At 46.7% G+C, this 19,878-nt stretch carries 11 protein-coding genes and 1 pseudogene; 7 read left to right on the top strand and 5 right to left on the bottom strand.

The genetic code is table 11. The features are described 5' to 3' along the window. Positions 1 to 123 precede the first annotated feature (123 nt). The 3 genes and pseudogenes from HQ865_RS21185 to HQ865_RS21175 all read left to right on the top strand — a co-directional run bounded on the left by HQ865_RS21185 (position 124) and on the right by HQ865_RS21175 (position 2,226). On the top strand, positions 124 to 927 hold the full coding sequence (locus HQ865_RS21185; protein ID WP_173416819.1) for a phosphatidate cytidylyltransferase: 804 nt from the start codon (positions 124 to 126) through the stop codon (positions 925 to 927). A gap of 262 nt (positions 928 to 1,189) precedes the next feature. Next, positions 1,190 to 1,843, top strand: a pseudogene (locus HQ865_RS21180) (phosphatidylserine decarboxylase family protein); the annotation flags it as partial. A gap of 191 nt (positions 1,844 to 2,034) precedes the next feature. Continuing rightward, entirely contained in the window at positions 2,035 to 2,226 is a 192-nt protein-coding gene (locus tag HQ865_RS21175) for a hypothetical protein (RefSeq protein ID WP_173416818.1), read from the top strand. A 93-nt stretch (positions 2,227 to 2,319) separates the two neighbouring features. On the opposite strand, the gene HQ865_RS21170 is transcribed toward HQ865_RS21175, so the two are convergent. Beyond that, on the bottom strand, positions 2,320 to 3,627 hold the full coding sequence (locus HQ865_RS21170) for a UDP-N-acetylmuramoyl-tripeptide--D-alanyl-D-alanine ligase (protein ID WP_173416817.1): 1,308 nt from the start codon (positions 3,625 to 3,627) through the stop codon (positions 2,320 to 2,322). Between the two features lie 342 nt (positions 3,628 to 3,969). After that, positions 3,970 to 6,117: a DNA helicase RecQ gene (gene recQ, locus HQ865_RS21165; RefSeq protein ID WP_173416816.1), complete on the bottom strand. Its 2,148-nt coding sequence runs from the start codon at positions 6,115 to 6,117 to the stop codon at positions 3,970 to 3,972. Positions 6,118 to 6,329: 212 nt separating this feature from the next. Here recQ and HQ865_RS21160 point away from each other — a divergent pair, with 212 nt between their 5' ends. Next, positions 6,330 to 8,828 carry a M14 family metallopeptidase gene (locus HQ865_RS21160; protein ID WP_173416815.1) on the top strand — a complete coding sequence of 833 codons (2,499 nt, stop codon included), beginning with the start codon at positions 6,330 to 6,332 and terminating at the stop codon, positions 8,826 to 8,828. Positions 8,829 to 8,962: 134 nt separating this feature from the next. Here the strand turns inward: HQ865_RS21160 and HQ865_RS21155 are convergent, their stop codons facing one another. The 3 genes from HQ865_RS21155 to HQ865_RS21145 form a co-directional block, all read right to left on the bottom strand. After that, complete coding sequence (locus HQ865_RS21155) at positions 8,963 to 11,419, bottom strand: outer membrane beta-barrel family protein (protein WP_173416814.1); 2,457 nt, start codon at positions 11,417 to 11,419, stop codon at positions 8,963 to 8,965. A gap of 363 nt (positions 11,420 to 11,782) precedes the next feature. After that, entirely contained in the window at positions 11,783 to 13,426 is a 1,644-nt protein-coding gene (locus HQ865_RS21150) for a PspC domain-containing protein (RefSeq protein ID WP_173416813.1), read from the bottom strand. Positions 13,427 to 13,440: 14 nt separating this feature from the next. Further along, entirely contained in the window at positions 13,441 to 13,785 is a 345-nt protein-coding gene (locus HQ865_RS21145; RefSeq protein ID WP_173416812.1) for a PadR family transcriptional regulator, read from the bottom strand. Between the two features lie 185 nt (positions 13,786 to 13,970). Here HQ865_RS21145 and HQ865_RS21140 point away from each other — a divergent pair, with 185 nt between their 5' ends. Genes HQ865_RS21140 through HQ865_RS21130 form a run of 3 tightly spaced genes read left to right on the top strand, consistent with a single transcriptional unit; the run spans position 13,971 to position 19,872 of the window. Beyond that, positions 13,971 to 17,090: a SusC/RagA family TonB-linked outer membrane protein gene (locus tag HQ865_RS21140; protein ID WP_237073526.1), complete on the top strand. Its 3,120-nt coding sequence runs from the start codon at positions 13,971 to 13,973 to the stop codon at positions 17,088 to 17,090. 13 nt (positions 17,091 to 17,103) lie between these two features. After that, positions 17,104 to 18,816 (top strand): SusD/RagB family nutrient-binding outer membrane lipoprotein, encoded by a 1,713-nt coding sequence (locus HQ865_RS21135; protein ID WP_173416811.1) that lies wholly within the window; start codon positions 17,104 to 17,106, stop codon positions 18,814 to 18,816. A gap of 30 nt (positions 18,817 to 18,846) precedes the next feature. Next, positions 18,847 to 19,872, top strand: a complete 1,026-nt coding sequence (locus HQ865_RS21130) for a DUF1735 domain-containing protein (protein ID WP_173416810.1) — start codon at positions 18,847 to 18,849, stop codon at positions 19,870 to 19,872. The last annotated feature ends 6 nt before the right edge of the window (positions 19,873 to 19,878 follow it).

Here is a 19,878-nt window from a genome sequence, read left to right as displayed (position 1 = left end):
GAAGCCACTAAGGGCCACAAAGCCCTTGATTAACAATAATTAATTATAAAATACTTATCAATAAAAACCCTTTGTGCCCTTAGTGAAAAACTTTGTGAACTTTGTGGTTAAATCTTCCGTTAGATGAAAACACGTACCATAACCGGTGTATTCTTTATTATTGTAATGCTGGCCTCGTTGCTTACAGGGCATTACTCGTTCGGCGCGTTTTACCTGTTGCTGGGATTGTTCTGCCAGTTTGAGTTTTACGGATTGATCAAAAAAAGTGGCTACCAGCCCAATTACGTTGCCGGGCTGATCAATGGCGCGCTCATTTACATCGCCTTTGCTTATACCGCTAATACCCATATTGTACAGCCGGTGCTGTTTTTAATACCGGTTACACTAAGCGCTGTTTTTATACAGGAGTTGTTTAAAAAATCAACCACGCCGTTCCAAAACATCGCCTTTACCATTTTGGGGCTGATGTTTACGGTGATGCCTTTCACGTTTTTCCACGCCATGGCTTATGTAAACGGTGATTTTAACTTTCACCTGCCATTGGGCTTTTTTGTGATGTTATGGAGCAATGATACCGGCGCTTATTTAACCGGGCGTGCTTTTGGCCGTACAAAATTATTCGAGCGCCATTCGCCCAAGAAAACAGTGGAGGGCTTTTTCGGTGGTTTATTAATTGCAGCATTGGCGGGCTATATCCTCAGTATTTACTATACCGAGATAGAGTGGAAGCAATGGATCTCCATGGCGATACTGATCTCCTGCTTCGGCACCCTTGGCGATTTGGTGGAATCGATGTTTAAGCGCAGCATTAACGTAAAGGATTCGGGCGGGATACTGCCGGGGCATGGTGGCTTGCTGGATAGGTTTGATGGGCTGCTGATTGCCGCGCCTATTGTTTATAGCTATTTGTATTTTATGGCGACGTAGAGCCCCTACATAGCGGTTGTACTCACCCGGTCGTGGCTACGCCCGACCACCCTCTCTCCGCTACGCGGAAAGAGGGGATGGGATCATCTGATATTGCTCCTTCCTTCTTTTTGCGTAGCAAAGAGAGGGTCGACCAGCATAGCGAAGTCGGGGTGAGTATACTCGTAAGCTAAAATTAGCCTTAAACCAATTATGTTATTATCCAACATACATTAATTCAAATTACTAACTTTGCGTTAAATTAATTACCTGATATCTATATATGACTTTTCATAAAGAAGGCTACACCTCCATGGCGATATGCATACTGTTTATCTTTGTGCTGAACGCGCTGGTGCAATTCTATTTACCCGATGCCGTTTATTTTAAATGGTTTATCTATATCCTGTCGTTCTTCCTGTTCGTCATCATCTTGCAGTTTTTCCGCAGCCCGAAATTTGAACTGACCCGCGATGAAAAGATGGTGATTTGCCCTGCAGATGGTAAGGTGGTGGTAATTGAAGAGGCAGATGAGACGGAGTATTTAAAAGATCGCCGCATCCAGTTGTCGGTATTTATGTCGCCTGTTAACGTGCACGTAAACCGCAACCCCATAGCCGGTGTGGTGAAATATTTTAAATATCACCCGGGCAAGTATTTGGTGGCCTGGCACCCAAAATCATCAACCGAGAACGAGCGTACCACCATCGTAACCGAGAATAGCGCGGGTGTACCTGTATTGTTTCGCCAGATAGCCGGTGCCTTGGCCCGCCGTATAGTATGGTATGTAAAAGAGGGCGACAAGGTAGCCCAGGGCGATCAGTTTGGCTTTATTAAATTTGGGTCGAGGGTGGATCTGTTCCTGCCCCTGGGTTCAACCATTAAGGTAGAACTGAACCAGGTGGTAAAAGGTGGCCGCACCATATTAGCTGAGTTGCCAACACCATCAGCATCAAAACTGCAAAAGGCTGCTGAAAAAGTACCCAACGCTACCCACGCCGATGATGAAGCACCGGCTGAAGCGCCAAAGGAAACTTTGGTGATAGAACACCCAGAAGCACCAACCACCGCAGAAAAGACCGCCGCCAAAAAGCCGGCCCCTGCCACAAAAGCAAAACCAAAAAAGCCATGAGAAAAATAGCATTAATGATGTTAGTTGCCGTATCGGTAAGCACCATCGGCAGCTTCGCCGCCGATAAGGACAAAGGCAAAAAAACTGAAAAGAAATGTACCATGGGTGGTGCTTGCTGCAAAAAAACCAGTCGCGCGGCGTTGTTAAAGGCGAAGCCGGTGGTGAAAACAGCTGCGAAGAAAGCCTGACCGTGGATTCAGGATGATTTTTCTGATCACGTTGATTTTACCTGCAAAGTATCAGCGAAATCAACGTAATCAGAAAAATCAACGGTTCGGACATTATAATAACTCCACCAACCTTTCCAGCGCCATCCCGCGCGAGCCTTTAATTAGCACAGTAGCATTCTGTATCGGATCGGCTTTTAAGCCGGTGATCGCATCCTCGGCCGTGCGGTAGAAAATGGCATGAATTGCGTCTTTTTGATGATAGAACGACTCGCCAATAAATATCCTTTCATTTACATCCGCGGCCATCGCCTTTTTGATAACCTCCGCGTGTTCAGCCGGCGAATCATCGCCCAGTTCAAACATATCACCCAGTATCAATACCTTTTTGTTGGCCTTTAACTGGCTGATATTATCTATAGCCACTGCCATGCTGCTGGGGTTGGCATTATAATAATCGCACACCAGGGTATTGCTGGCAGTTTGCATCAGTTGAGAGCGGTTATTTTTAGGCTGATATCCAGATACCCCGGCGTTGATCTGCCCGGTGCTTAAATTAAAATAAGTGCCGATGCAGATAGCTACCAGTATGTTATCCAAATTGTATTCACCAGTTAACTGCGAATCTACGTTGCTGCTTTGTTGAGTTTGATTGTTGGTCCACGTCAATGCCAGGTATGGCGCGTTGGCAATCAACTCACCGGTGATGAGCGGGTTATCGCCGCCGCCGTAAAATATCTTATTATTTAAAGTCCGGGCCGATTGCATCTCCTGTAAAACCGGATCTTTACCGTTGATAAAGGCTACACCGTTGGTGTTTTGCAGGTAATCATATAATTCGCCCTTGCCTTTTTTTACGCCCTCAACGCCACCGAAACCCTCTAAATGTGCGCGGCCTACATTGGTGATCAGTCCGTGGCTGGGTTGCGAGATGCTGCAAAGCAATTCAATTTCCTTTTGGTGATTGGCGCCCATTTCTATCACCGCTACTTGGTGACTGTTGTTGATGCTGAGCACGGTAAGCGGCACCCCGATGTGGTTATTTAAATTGCCCTGCGTAGCCAGCGTATTGAACTGCTGCGATAACACGGCGTTGATGAGTTCCTTAGTGGTGGTTTTTCCGTTAGAGCCGGTCAATCCAATAAAGGGGATATTCAGCTGGCGGCGATGGTGCCTGGCCAGGTCCTGCAAGGCCAGTAATACATCATCAACCAATAAATACTGATCGCCCAATTGGTATTCAGGGTTATCGATAATTGCAAAGGCGGCCCCTGCTCCAATAGCTTGATTAGCGAAAGTATTGGCATCAAACTTATCGCCTTTAAGAGCAAAAAACAGGCCGCCGGGGGCTATCTTCCGGGTATCGGTACTGATAACGGGGTGTTGCAGGTAATGCTGATATAGTTGTTGGGTTGTAGTCATGGTGTTTTTCAGTCCGAAAGTCGGCAAGACCGAAAGTCCGAAAGATTTTTTTAGGGTGCAAGATAAAAATACAATCAGGAGTGAGGATAGGTTTTAATGTACATTCCGTAGCGATGAGTTTCAAACCCATCGCTACCAAAACCCGTTGTCATTGCGAACGATAGCGTGGCAATCCCATAGGACAAACAACGAGGACTTGCCTATGAGATTATTAATGTATTTAATTATTCTTTAAGGTATTAATGAACACCCGTTGGCCGGTTGCCCGCGTCGCTACGCTTACAGTAATGACAAAGGCGGAAACTTCCGGCCTTTCCGACTTACGCGGAATTCCGGACTTTTTTACCCCTCTCTATTCATCCACGCGTTCACCGCCTTTATTTCCGCGTAACTGTAATCTTCGCCCAAAACCTCTTTCAAGGGCGATAGTTGCTGCTGACCGTAACTTTCAACAGCATCCTGTATCGCCGGCATTTTTTCGGGGGCCACCAATTCGGTTACATCCAACTCGCCGGTTTGGATAAAGTGGGCAAGATGGCTTTGGATGGTGGTGGCCGATAGCTCGCGCAGGGCGGCAATTTCATCAATGCTGTTCCCGGCCTTATACATGTTAAAGCTTTCCTGCCTGGTGCCATTTGCCAGGGGCGATCTGGGCTTGCGCTCCTTACGTTCGCGTTTGGTTGGGCGGCTACTTATCTTGGATGCTAAGCCCATTTCGTTGCAGTAATTTACCACAGCGGTTAAAAAAGCCTCGCCATATCGGGCCAGCTTTACTTCGCCAAAGCCCGAGATATACTTCAGCTCGTCCATGCTTTGCGGCAGGTAGGTGGCCAGTTCCAGCAGGGAGGCATCCGACAGGATAATATACGGAGGTACGTTTTCGGCACGGGCAATGCGGGTGCGGATCTCTTTTAATTTTTGCAACAAAGATGCCTCATGAGGTAAGGCTTCGTGATGGCGCACTTCTTCGGTGGTTTGCGATAGGGTCAACTCTACTTTTTCCTGTCCTTTCAACACTGCATCGCTTTTACCGGTGAGCATTAAAACGGGATAAGCCCCGTCCGATACTTGCAGATAATCGAGTATTACCAATTCGCGCAGGTAACGCTGCCAATCGGCCTTGCTGATATCGGCCCCGGCACCGTAGGTTTTTAGGTGCTTGTGCTCATCGCGCAGTTTAGCACTGTTGGCACCCCGCAGCAGATCGATCACATAGCCGCTGCCGAAGCGCTCCTTTAAACGTGCTACGGCCGACAGCGCCTTTTGGGCTATTAGCGTACCATCAAAGGTTTGGCGGCCGGTTAAGCATACATCGCAACTGCCGCAGGTATCGGGAAAATCCTCGTTAAAATAATTGAGCAGGTATTTGCGGCGGCAGGTGTTCAACTGGCAGTATTTTACCATATCGTCCAGCTTTTTCAGCATAATGCGGCTTTGCTCTTCGTTGTCTTCTACCCGGGCAAATTTTTGCAGCTTAAAGGCATCGCCCGGCGAGTAAAACAGCAAAGCCTCTGATGGAAGCCCATCCCGCCCCGCGCGACCGGTCTCCTGGTAATAACCTTCAATGTTTTTTGGCAGATCGGCATGTACCACGTAGCGCACGTTTGATTTATTGATGCCCATGCCAAAGGCGATGGTCGCCACAATAATACGCACCTCATCGCGCAGGAATGCCTCCTGGTTCCGGGCCTTTGTTTCGGTAGTTAATCCGGCATGGTAGGCTTCGGCAAGGAAGCCCTCATTCCGCAATTGAGCGGCCAGGTCCTCGGTTGATTGCCGCGACAAACAGTAGATAATGCCCGAATCATCCTTTCGCTCATCTAAAAAAGCCAGCAACTGATTCAGGCTGTTCTTTTTAGGGGCTACGGTATAGCTGATATTGGCCCGGTTGAATGATGATACGAACTGCGCCGGGTTATACAGTGCCAGCTTCTCTAAAATATCCTTACGCGTAAGCTGATCGGCAGTGGCGGTAAGGGCAATCACCGGGATATCGCGGAACGCGTCTTTCAATCCGGCCAGCATCAAATATTCGGGACGGAAATCATGCCCCCAGTGCGATATACAGTGCGCCTCGTCAATAGCAATGAGCGAAACTTTAAGCGACTTCAAGAAATCGGTTAAGCGGCTTTCTGATTTAAACAGGCGCTCGGGTGCCAAATACAGTAGTTTGATCTGCCCGGCTTTTAAGCGGTTAACGATATCCTGCTGCTCGCCGCTGCTTTGGGTAGAGTTTAAGTAGGCCGCCGGGATGCCGGTAACATTCAGCGCGTCAACCTGGTCCTTCATCAGGGCTATCAACGGCGATATAACGATGGTTAAGCCCGGCAACAGGACTGCCGGTAACTGGTAACAGAGCGATTTGCCCCCGCCTGTTGGCATCAGCACCATGGCGTCGCCGCCACTCATTATTTGATTAATAATGGCCTCCTGCTGGTGGCGAAATTCGCTGTAACCATAATATTTCTGGAGGGCCTGGGCGGGTGTCATATCAGGGGTTTAGATGTTGTTTTATGTACAAAGGTGCAGATTTTATTGTAAAGCGCATAGCCCGCGCGGCTTCAATGTAGAGACAGATAATTATCTATCTCCCGGTTGCAAAGCCAATGCAATAAGTATAGGAGCCAGATAATTATCTGGCTCTACAATTTCCTTGACTTATAACAACTCTTAAATAATTGTTATTAAATTAGCCTTTACATATGGTTAAAAAATTACTCTCACTCCTCTTATTTATAACAGTTTACGCAGGTGCCTACGCCCAAACGCTGCAATCCCCGTCCGATTTTTTGGGGTATAAGCTGGGCACACATTTTACGTTCCACTCGCGCATTGCCGAGTATTTCCGCTATGTGGCGGCGACATCAAAAAACGTAAAGCTGCTGCAATACGGCACCACTAACGAGGGGCGCCCGCTGATAACCATGTTCATCGGGTCGGAAGAGAATATTAACCGGCTGGATGCCATCCGCAAATACAACCTGAGTTTGGCCGGATTGGATAAAAGCCCCGTTATCAGCAACCCGCCGGTTATTGTGTGGCTGAGTTATAACGTGCACGGTAATGAGCCATCATCAAGCGAAGCGGCTATGCAAACCTTGTTCGACCTGGCCGACCCATCAAACACCCGCACCAGCGCATGGCTTAAAAATACGGTGATCGCTATCGACCCCTGCCTTAACCCGGACGGCCGCGACCGCTATGTAAATTACTATAACCAGGTTGGCGATATCACTGCCGACCCTAACACTGCCTCGCGCGAGCATACCGAACCCTGGCCGGGCGGTCGTGTAAATCACTATTACTTCGATCTGAACCGCGACTGGGCCTGGCAGGTGCAAAAGGAGACACAGGCACGTGTGGGCTTGTTTAACCAATGGCTGCCGCAGATCCATGTGGACTTTCATGAGCAGGGTTATAACAGTCCGTACTATTTCGCGCCGGCTGCCGAACCTTTCCACAAGGCCATTACCAACTGGCAGCGCGAGTTTCAAACCACCATCGGGAAAAACAACGCCAAATACTTTGATCAGAACGGCTGGATGTATTTTACCCGCGAAGAGTTTGATCTGCTTTACCCATCGTATGGCGATACTTACCCACTGTATAACGGCTCTATCGGGATGACCTATGAGCAGGGTGGTATTGGCGGCGGTTTATCCATCCTTACCAAAAGCGGCGATACCTTGACGCTGGCCGACAGGATAGCGCATCACCACTCCAATAGTTTAAGCACGGTAGAGGTAGCATCAATGAATGCTGCGAAGGTGCTGGCCGAGTTCAAGAAGTTTTACGATGACAGCCGCACTAATCCATCGGGCGAGTATAAAACCTACGTGGTGAAGAACGAGAATAAGGATAAACTGACGGCACTGGCCAAACTGCTGGACAGGAACAGCATTCAGTACTCGTTCGGTTTAAACAAGCCGGTGCTGAACGCCTATAATTATTTCACGGCGAAGAATGAATCGTTTAACATCAATAATGATGATATGGTGATCAATACATCGCAACCCAAATCGGTGCTGCTGAATGTATTGTTTGAACCCAAAACCTTTGTGGCCGATAGTAATACCTATGATATTACGGCTTGGTCGCTGCCTTATGCTTATGGCTTAAAGGCTTATGGCCTGCGCGAATCGGTAAAGGGGACGGAAGCTTACACCCGCCCGGCCGATGGGCCGATGGACCTGACCAAGGCTTACGCCTACGTAGGCGGGTGGCAATCGGTAGAAGATGTGAAGTTTTTGGCGGCCCTGCTGAAGAAGAATATCCGGGTGCGTTATGCCGAGAACGCGTTCGAGACCGGAGGCAAGAAGTTCAGTGCCGGATCCCTCATTATTACCAAGGCGGGCAATAACCGGCCGGATTTTGATAAGGCGGTAATTGAAACGGCTAATATGTTTGGCCGCAAGCTGGTGCCGCTGTCGTCGGGCTTTGTAGATAAGGGGGCGGATATCGGATCCAAGGAGGTACATTTTATCACCAAGCCACGAGTGGTGTTGTTGAGTAACGAGGGCACTAATTCGGAGGCGATGGGCGAGATCTGGCACTTTTTTGAGCAGCAGATCGGTTACCCGGTTACTATTGTACGATACCAGGATATCGGCCGTATCAAATTCTCGGATGTAGATGTGCTGATCGTGCCGGATGGCAACTATGCCGATTTTCCGTCGGATAAAATGCAAAGCTGGGTGCGTGATGGCGGTAAGCTGATCGTAATGGGCGACGCGATCAGTCGCCTGGACGAAAAGAAGGGATTTGCCATCCGGTCTAAAGATAAGAAAGACGACAAGGACGATAAGCCTAAAAAGGTAACCGAAGTGCGTATCTATGGCGAACGCGACCACGAAGCCCTGCGATCAAGCGTGCCGGGAGCCATCTATCGCCTTAAACTGGATAATACTCACCCGCTGGGCTTTGGCCTGCCTAACTTCTACTACGACCTGAAGCTGGACGACAATATTTACGAATACCTGGGCGATAACGGTTGGAACGTAGGCACCATTAAAAAGGATGGCTACATAGCAGGCTTCGTTGGCCAAAAAAGCAAGGAAAAAATTGCCGACGGCATGCTGCTGGGTGTACAAAACATGGGCCGGGGTAGCGTGGTGTATATGGTTGATGATCCGCTGTTCCGCGAGTTTTGGGAGAATGGTAAGCTACTGTTCAGTAACGCGGTGTTTATGGTGGGGAATTAATAGAGGTCGGGAGGTCCGAAAGTAGGGAAAGACCGGAAGATATAAGTAACAAAGGCGCTTCGAGATGATCGAAGCGCCTTTGTTTTTACTGTTAATCTTTCCGACTTCCGGTCTTTCCCTACTTTCGGACTGAATTAGTTCCCACCCCCTGCTCTGCTCTTTTCATCATCCGCACCGGTTTGGTGCTGGCGGGCTTTTATTTTGTTATTGCCAAAATTATAGGTAAAGGTTAAACGGGTAACGCGGGTCTCGTTCTTTTGGTGTACGGCCAGGTTTACCGATTGGTACATGCTGGTTACATTGTTTACGCGGGTGTTAAATATATCGTTCATGGCCAGCTTTATGTTGGCCTTTTTATTGGCAAAGCTATGGCTGATGCCGGCATCGGCAGCGTATTGTTCCCTCATATTAAATATGCCTCTTGTAGCAGGCGAGCGGTATACACCGGTAATTTCTATGCGGTAACCTTTAATAAAAGTAAGGCTTTGTGTGGCACGTGCCTGGTAGGCAAATGAACCATCGTTTAGGTTAGCGCCTAACAATCCGTCAGATTTAAACTTATTGTAAAACATGTTTAAGTTGGCATTACCGGTCCACCATTTGGTAACGGTGTAAGGCGAACTGATATTCATACTGTACGAATCTTGCTGCTGCAAGTTTAAATTAGTTTGGAACGATGCCTTTTTAAGCGTATCGGTTAAAACTATCTGGTTGATCACATCGGTAGTATGGCTATAATTTACCGCTACGTTAATGGTTTTATTCCAGCTGTAATTAACCTCAAACGCGTTGGTATATTGCGGCCTCAGGAAAGGGTTGCCCTGCTCGTAAGTATACTTATCTAAATAAAATACAAAGGGGTTAAGGCTGCTGTAATCCGGGCGGTCGATACGGCGACTGTACGAGAAGCCAATATCGTTCTTTTTGTTGATGCTATGGTTGATAAACAAGCTTGGGAAAAAGTTTAAATAATGCCTTACCACAGCAGGGCTGTTCACCAGGTACCCGTTTGATGTGGTATACTCGGCCCTTACACCAATTTGCATCGATGTATTTTTATAGCTTTTGCCCAGGTTCATATATCCCGCGTCAATTTTTTCCTGGTAGATAAAGTGATTGGTGCGGTTGGCATCATTTACATAAATACCTGATGCATCACGGATCTGCGCGATAAGGTTGTTATCGGTTTTTACATTACTGAATTTGGCTCCGGCTTCAAACCTTAAGGTTTTAGATATAGGGTAAGTATAATCGGCCTTGGCGGTACGGATATCAATGGTTGATGGGGTTTGGTTGCGTAAATATTCGGCTTGTTTTAACGAGCCGTTTGCAAAAAATACACTGTTTAAATAATTAGCATCCACATGGTTGTTAAAGCGCGAGTAATCCAAATCCACGCTCAATTCCTGGCCAAGGGTATCTATCTGCCAGCGGTCGTTTAAGTTGGCGGCAAAATTGGTATAATGCTGTAAACTTTGCGAGTTGCTGCGTAACGATGAGTCGGTAGCCGCTATGGTTTTGCCGATGTGGGTAAAGCTGCTGCTACTGTCGCTTTCCCAATTGGTATAGCCGTTAACAACAAAGCCAATGGTGTTCTTTTTCGACAGGTCGTAATCGGCCCCCAAGCGGTAATTGTTATAATGATTTGGCGATATCAGCCTGGTATCCTGGTTAAAGTAAGTGTTTCCGGCCGATTGCTGCACTACACGCCTGATACCGATGTTGTTCTCGCGCTTCTCATCATTATGGCTGATGTTGGTATACACATTCAGTTTGCCTTGCTTGTGGTTTAAGGACAGGCTTTCGTTATCCTTCCAAAATGCGCCATAGCCTGCACCTGTGGTAAACGTGCCGCTGGTACCCACCTGGCGGTTCTTTTTTAGTTTGATGTTGATGATACCCGAGTTGCCCGATGCATCGTACTTGGCCGATGGGTTAGTAATGATTTCGATGGTAGCGATGTTATTGCCATCGGTAGATCGCAGCAAGGTAGCCAGCTGGGCCGACGACAGGTAGGTTAATTTATCGTTTATCATTACGGTAACGCCACCTTTGCCGTTCAGGCTAATGTTGTCGTCCTTATCAAGGCTTACACCCGGGGCGCGTTCCAATATATCCAAAGCGTTGTTGCCGGCTGCCAATACGCTGTTCTCTACGTTCATTACGGTCCGGTCAAGTTTGCGTTCGAGCAGTGGTTTGCTGGTTTGGATGTTTACTGTACTCAGCGCTTTTGCGGATGACTGCATGGTAATAGCGGGTACGGTAATGGTTGTAGTAGCCGGCGTAACGCTGATGGGTTTGCTCAAGCCTTTGTTATAGCCAACAGTTGTGGTTTTTACCAGGTAAGTGCCGGGCGCAACCTTATCTAAAGTGTACGTGCCGGCTTCGGTGCCCAAAGCGCCTTTTACCACGGCCGAATCTTTGGCGCGCAGCAGGCTGATGGTGGCAAATTCAACGGGCTTATTTTCAGCGTTAACTATACTGCCGGTAATTTTTGCCGTTGGCTTGGGCGCCTGGGCAAAACCGGTTGCCGGCAATACCGGTAACAGCAGCAGGTATAGGTAATATATTTTTTTAGTTAGCAGTTTCATGATCTTGGGATTGGTGTTTATGGTATATGTGTATGTAAAATTTGGGCAATAGTTATCCTGTTAAAGATTTTTTGTCTTTTTAAAAAATGCGTTAATAAAACTTAATGAACCGGCACTTATAGCCGTAACCGGGTTTTAGTAGTAAGATGCTTAAATAGGCGCTAAGGTTACATCATTATTGAAAAAAATGTAAAACCGGCAATATTTTGGCTAATACCATAGCGGTTATCGAGTGATAGGGGACACTATGCCGCATAGTATTTTTATAAGCATTTGAGCCTGTTTTAAACAAGTTTAATGAAATGCAAAAGGGAATAATAACCCCGCTGACCAGCAGCAGGGTTATATATCTTACAAAGGTTTTCATTTTTTCACAACAACGGTGTCGGTTTTGATAACCATGGTATCTACTTTACACTCTAGGCCGGTATTTTTCATAATGAACATGGCCGGGATATCATGATCCTGCTTGTTGTCGGTTTGGCAATCGTAAATGCTTACGCCATCCAGGTAGCGGTCAAGGTCGCGGTCAATTACCAGTTTGGCGTTTACCGGTACCTTTAATATCAGCCTAACTTCCTGGCCGCGATATGGGCCTTTGCCCAGGCGCTGCATATGGCGGTCGAAGGTTAAAACGCTGTCGGTCTGCACAAACTGGTAGCTTACGTCGCGTGCATTTAATAAAGCGTCGACCTTGGTACGGCCGCGCGCGCTGAATGATTCTACCAATACCGGCTGTGGTACATCGCTTCGCTCGATGGTGATGGCAACATTACGCAGGCCGTTATCTTCCATCTCGTCGTTAAAGTCGTTTTCATCGTCAAGAATGATCTTTCCGGCAAAACTGTGCTTTGCATCCAGACGGGCGCTGTCTTCCGGACTTAGGTGCCTTACATTGTTCAGTTTTAAGTAGTAGGTATTATTGGCCGATGGCTTAATGTTTACAGTTTGGCTTAGTTTACCGCCCGATTTAAACTCGGCGGCCATCTGCACACTATAATAGATCACTACAAATATCGATGCTATCCAGCACACTAATAAAGTGTAACCAACTGATGGATTGATATGCCCGCGGTTGAATACCATACGCGATGCCAGTATCATAATGCCAATTAATGGCAGGGCTAACAACAGGAAGCCGCAGGTCATAAATACCACGCTGTATTCACGGTTTACGATATTGAATGGGAACAGATGCGAGATATTATCGTGCCCGTAAGCAAAATAAGTAAACAAAGCCACAAGCAGGGCGATGGTAAAACCAAGGCAGGTCAGCATAATACATACGCCTAACAGCTTGACTAATACTTTACCGGCCCCATTAAGAAAACTGCGCAAGTGATCAAAAAAATCGCCGGCAAAATCGCGGGTCTTGTATATTAATGGTTTTGCTTCGGCCTGCAGGTTATTCATATGGCCCTGAACGCCTTTCAACTCGTATTCAAAATTGCGTTTGAAACCTTGCAGGTCCAGTTTCTCGCCTTTCATGGCCATACGGTCGGCTCGGGTAGCAGCTTTGGGTACCACGATCCATAAAATAATGTATAGGAACAAGCCTGTGCCAAAGAAGCAGAACGCGATGGCGAATGCTAAACGCACCCAAACCGATTGGATATCGAAGTAATTGGCAATGCCCGCGCAAACACCGGCAGCCAGGTGGTCGTCCGGATCGCGGAACAGGCGACGGCTTTCGGTAGCGTAGGCAAACGGCTGCCCGGCGGGCGCGGCATCATCCTCATCGGCCGAGGCAAAATCCTCTACAGTACCCATCTGGCCAATAACGGCCTGCACATCCTGTTCAACAATTACCTGCTTGTTTTCGCGGGCCAGTATTTCGTTAAACATTTCAGCCAGGCGGTTTTCGATATCGGTGGTGATCTCCAGGCTGTCGGCCGAGTCCATAAAATGACGCTTTACATCCGTCATGTATGCTTTAAGCACTTCGTAAGCATCCTCTTCAATGTGGAAAACGATGCCGTTTATATTTATGATGATAGTTTTATTCATGATGTTGTTGATGTTTAAGCGTTAGGGGTGTTTCGTCCTTCGATAGATGTTTGTACGGCAAAAGCCAGTTCCTGCCAGGTGGTGTCCAGCTGGGAAAGTACGTTACGGCCTTCGTCGCTCAGGCTGTAATACTTGCGCGGCGGCCCCGAAACCGACTCGACCCAGTTATAGGTAAGCAGTCCGTTATTTTTTAAACGGGTAAGGAGGGGATACAGAGTCCCCTCAACTACAAGCAGTTGGGCTTTTTTTAGCTCAGCGATTATGTCTGAAGCGTATATCTCGCCCTTTGCTATGATGGAAAGTATGCAATACTCCAGTATTCCTTTCCGCATTTGGGTTTGTGTGTTTTCTACAATCATAATGCAAAGATATATGTAAAAGATTGTATTATGCAATACATAGTACTAAAAATATTTTCATTTATTAGTTATCAACATTTGTTTGGGTGATTTTTTAACATTTTTTAACAAAAAATTTCTCTTTTAAAGAAGTTAACACTACTTTTATGATTAATTAACTATTAACTGATCTTATTATTAACGAAATGAAAAAACTTTTACTAGCAAGTTTGTGCTTCCTGATGCTGTGTGCCAGCCAGGTTTTTGCACAAAACAGAACAGTTACTGGTACGGTTACAGCAAAGGACGACGGGCTCCCGCTTCCTGGTGTAACAGTTAAAGTAACGGGGACTAACGTAGGTACCCAAACAAATGCAAGTGGTAAATTCACCCTGGCTGGTGTACCGGCTTCGGCAAAAACCCTTACATTCTCGTTTGTGGGTTTCGAATCTCAAACCCTTAACATCGGTGGCAACAACACTGTCAACGCTATCCTGGGTTCCAACACAAGGGAACTTAGCGAGGTGGTTGTTACCGCGGGTGGTTTGGCCGTAACCAAAGGTTCGCAAGGTTACGCTACTACCCAGGTTAAGCCAGAGCAACTTGTTGCAGGTAAAGCCGCCAACGTTGGCGCTGCTTTAGCGGGCAAGGTAGCTGGTTTACAGGTAAACATCGTGAGCGGTGGCGTTAACCCAACTGTAACGTTGGTAATGCGCGGTTACCGTTCATTAACCGGTAACAACAACGCGCTGATCGTGTTGGATAACGTTATCGTGCCTGCTTCATTATTAGGTAACATCAACCCAGAGGATATCGACGATATCCAGGTGTTGAACGGTGCCGGTGGTGCTGCTCTTTACGGTTCAGACGCTTCTAACGGTGCGGTAATTATCACTACCAAAAAAGGTAAAAAAGGTGCTGCACAGGTAAGGGCTTCTCAAACAGTTAGCGCCGAGCACGTTAGCTACTATCCAAAAGTGCAAACTGGTTTCGGTTCGGGTACTGATATTGATATCCAGCGCTATCTTGAAACAGAAAACCAGCAGTACGGCCCTGCATTCGATGGCAAACCAGTGATCCTGGGTTTCCCACTGCAGGATGGCAGCATCCAAACTGTTCCTTACGCTTACAATGACAGTAAGTATAAGTTTTGGGAAACCGGTATAAACAAACAATCTGACTTTAGTGTACAGTCTGGTGATGACAAAGGTTCAACCTATGTTGCCGGCCAGTATTACAATACAAAAGGTACTACCCCGGGCGATAAATACAATCGTGTATCTATCCGCGCTAACGGTACCCGCCAGTTGGCTAACAAGGTTTCTTTAAGCTTTACAACCAACTACGTTCAGAACCACTACGACATCACTTCGGCTACAGGTACCATGTACGATCAGCTGATGCAAACTCCCGGCCAGGTTGTGGTAACTGACTACAAAGATTATATCAACAACAAGTTCGCTACTATTGATGGTTATTATAACTTTTACTACGCCAACCCATATTTTACAGCGGCAAATCAGCGCCAGGTAACTAATAATAACTATATTATTGGTACTATGGAGTTAAAATGGGATCCGTTTAGCTTCCTTAGCTTTACCTCGCGTACCGGTATAACCTCAAGCAATGGTAATACCCGCAGTACAATTGGTAAGTATTCGCTGACCGCTTATACCAAAAGCCTGGTTAACTACGGCGAAGGTGCCGGTACTGTAAAAACTCAGGACCAGGTAGGCCAGGTTGATGATTCGATGACATCGGCCATACAGCTTACAACCGATGCATACGCAACCTTTAAAAAGCAGATCAAAGACTTTAGTGTTACCTTAACTGCTGGTGGCCAGCTTAGGCAAAATAAAAACAACGATGAAGACGTTAACGTTACCGGCTTATTACAACCGGGCTTATACAACGTAGGTCAGCGTACAGTGCCTAACCTTAATGGTAGCCAAAGCTTGTCGATGACCCGCCAGCAAGCGCTTTACGGTGTGTTTAACGTAGGTTACAAAGGCTATCTGAACTTACACGTTACCGGTCGTAACGACTGGGTTTCGGTACTGGCCCCAGAGAACCGCTCGTTCTTTTATCCTGCTGCCGACGTTTCTTTCATCCCGACAGAAGCTTTCGACTGGATGAAAAACAACAAAGTGTTATCAAGCCTAAAGATCAGGGCTGGTGTATCTAAAGTGGGTAACGTGAATATTGGCGCGTATGGCTTAACGCCAACGTTCAGCTCGGCTTCCGGTTTCCCTTATGCGGGCCCTGGTTATACTCAAGGCGACAACCTGGTATCTCCAAGCCTGAAGCCTGAAACCACAAAAGGTGTTGAGTTTGGTGCCGATGCCGACCTGTATAATGGCCGTATCAGCGCAAGTGTTACGTATTACAAAACAGCTTCTACTAACCAAACAGTAACCGTTAGTATATCGGGTACCACCGGTTTTACAGGCTACAAGCTTAACACTGGTGAACTTGATGCCCAAGGTATCGAATCGAGCTTAAGTGTTGTGCCAATTAAATCAACTACCGGCTGGCAATTAACCTTAGGCGCTAACTTTGTATGGAACGATAACAAAGTAATTTCGTTGCCGGTAGGTTTATCGCAATTAGACGTGGGCAACGGCAACTGGGCTATCCCTGGTTCAACCTACCCAACTTTGGAAGGCCGCGATTATGCCCGCGACCCTCAGGGCCGTATCATTGTTAACGCTCAATCTGGTTACCCTTCGCAAAGCGCGTCATCAACCATTATATTAGGAAACACCTCGGCTAAACGCCGCATAGGTACTAACTTCGAATTGCGTTATAAATCACTGCGTTTAAGCGCTGTTGGCGAGTACCGTGGTGGTTATATTGTACAAAGCAGCACAACTACCAGTTTCGATTTCTCGGGTGCTGGTGCACGTACCGCTTTCTACAACCGCGAGCGTTTCGTTATCCCTAACTCATCTTACCTGGATCCGGCTGGTTCTGGTAACTACCTGCCTAACACCAACATTACCGTTGCTGATGGTGGCGTTGCTTTCTGGAGCAGCAGTACCTACAACACCGGTATCACCACCAACTATATTTACAATGGTGCTTACTGGAAACTGCGTGAGGCTAACCTAACCTGGGATCTTCCAAAATCATTGATAGGTCGTCAAAAATATGTTAAAGGTGCAACAGTTAGCTTACAAGGCCGTAACTTATTGATATGGTTGCCAAAATCTAACCTTTATACCGACCCTGACTTCGGATCGAGCGGAAACGGTGTTGGTGTTAGCTCTATCAGCAATACGCCGCCAACACGCTATTATGGCGCTACCTTATCTTTAACTTTTTAATTGAAAGAGAGACATGAAAAAAATATTTAAAACACTCATTTTTTTAGGGCTGGTAGCTTCCACTACTTCGTGTAAAAAGTATCTGGATATCAATACCAGTCCCAACAGCTTAACGGCTGCCGCGCCCGATCTGATATTGCCACAGGCCCTTGTTGCCACAGGATCGCTTACCTATAGCTTTAGCCATACCTATGGTGGCGACCTTGGCGGCTACATCGCTAACTCTGGCGGTGTGGGCGGTTATGGTAACTTTTGGACATTTGTGTTCAACGCGGGCGATTTTAATGGACTATGGACAGGCACATTTGATAACCTGTCAGATTACCAGTTTGTTATAGATAATACAACACCTACCGGCGACCTCAAATACTTTAACGCTGTTGCACGCGTAATGAAATCTTTTGATTTTTTAAGGCTGGTAGATGCTTACGGCGATGTGCCGTATAGCCAGGCTTTGAAAGGTGCCGGTAACCTTACCCCGGTTTACGACAAGGGACAGGACGTATATAAAGCTTGTATAACCGAACTTGATGCGGCTATTGCTGTAATGAACAGCGCTCCCACACCAACTACTAAAAGCATTGCTGCTAACTCCAACGGTCCTATCGATCTTATGGTTTACAGTACCAATACTACCAACAACAAATTAAGCTATAATTCGGATGCGCTGAAAAATGGTTTTGATATGACCAATTGGATCAAATTTGCCAATACCATTAAATTGAGGGCATTGATACGTATCCAAAAGGCCGATGTTGCTACGTTTAATAGCTTCAAAGCTTCAATGGCATCGTTAACTACTGCCAATTTTATAGCGGCCGATGTAATGGTAAACCCTGGTTACCTGCAGCAAAGCGGTAAGCAAAACCCATTCTGGAATGGTTTTGCCTATACAAACGCCGGTGTTGCTAATACTCCCAGCTACCTGGCCACAAAATTTGTGATGGGTTTTTACAATGGCAATAAACTGACGGATGATGGCCGTGGTAAGCTGATATACAGGGCGTATACTTATGCCAACCAGCTGGGCTTTCAAAGCACCAATTCCGCGTTGTTACCTACTACGCCGCCCGCAAGTGCCTGGTATGTAGGGGTTAGCGGTGGCGGTGCGCCAACCGGTACCTCTGCTAATGGCTATGGTGTATTGAAAGGCTTTGACCAGGGCATTCCGCTGATCACCGCTGCTGAAAGCTATTACCTGCAGGCTGAAGCCGCTATGATCGGTTTGATCACCGGTACACCAGCCGCATTGTTTGATAGTGGCCTTACCGCTTCATTTGCTTATTTAGACAAGGACCACACCGAAGTGGTTAACGCTTCAGCCGGTGTTCCTGCTACTCAGGTTACTGCTTATAAAGCTGCTAACGCTGGTATTACAAAAGCTTACTTAACAAACTATACTTTGGCCACTACAGATGCACAAAGGCTGGAAGCTATTATTACGCAAAAATATATTGCGCTTAATATGATCAATAACGATGAAGGCTGGAACGAATACAGGAGAACATTGTACCCTGTTTCTATTCCTCCGTCTCAAACAGCTGGTTCTGCCGATCCTGTATTTAGTTTTGCACCTGCCCCAGCTACGATAACCACTCCAAGATCGGACGGTTTAGCCGGTCGTGTGATCTATCCGGCCAGCGAAACATCTTACAACAAAGCCAATGTGCCTGCTGTTGATGCCAACACCACGCTGATATTCTGGGATGCAAGGCCTAAGAATTAATATTAAAATCATTTTAAAGAAAATAAAGAGATGAAAAGAATTAGTTTAATAATGATGATGGCAGCGACGGTTAGTTTTACCGCATGCATAAAAGATAATGCAGTTAACCTGGGCCCTGGCGCTTCACCACCGGTTGTTGAGTGGGAAACAGCAACTATTCAGGACCCACCTACCAATGCAGCCACTAATATTTACCGTACTTACGGGCGTTCATTCGGTATCGCCTCGTCGGTTACAATGAATTTAAAGGTAGATTATACCGGCACCGATCCGGCACCGGCAGATATTACTGTAAACTTGTCTGCCAGCACAGCGGCTTATGCGGCTTATGTAAGCAAGTATTCAATTAACACAGGTACACCTGCTTATGGTGCTACGGGTTACGTTGAAGCTAACAACCCGAACCCTCTAATGCCGACCACATTGTATACAATGCCAGCATCTGTAGTTATCCCTAAAGGGCAACGTTCGGCAACAGTAACAATAACCCTGAAAACAGATCAGTTTAATTTGGCTAAGAACTATTGGTTACCACTTAGTATCACTTCGGTTTCTTCGGGTACGGTTAGCGGCAATTACGGTACAGTTATTTACGTGGTAAATGCTAAAAACGCGTACGATGCAGATTATACTACCACTGGTTTCCTGTTCCACCCAACTGCCGGCAGCGAGCGCGCGATATCTAAAACCCAACACTTTTATTCAGCTGGTTTAAATACTTCGTATAAAGAGTTTGGCGATTTGGGTGCAAATGGTTACCAATACCAGTTTGATATTAACGGTTCAACACTGTCTAACTATGTTCCACTGGGTGCTACACCTGCAATTCCGGCTTCCGGCTTCATGACCGCTGATAACCCAGGTAATATTCCTTATACTGGTACAATCGGTAATTCGGCTCGCCCGGGTACTGCACCCTGGGTACAGTCAACCTATAACAACACCTATGATGCAGCAAGCAAAACGTTCTATTTGCACGTTGGTTATCAAACGGGTGGTAATGGGCAAAATACCTTTACCCGCCAGGTATATGAGAAAAGTGTTAGGGCTAACTAATTAGTT

It is taken from the genome of Mucilaginibacter mali (genome assembly GCF_013283875.1).
GTDB lineage: Bacteria > Bacteroidota > Bacteroidia > Sphingobacteriales > Sphingobacteriaceae > Mucilaginibacter > Mucilaginibacter mali.
Note: the sequence above shows the minus strand (reverse complement) of the source record. Positions and strands in the feature narration are given on the sequence as shown.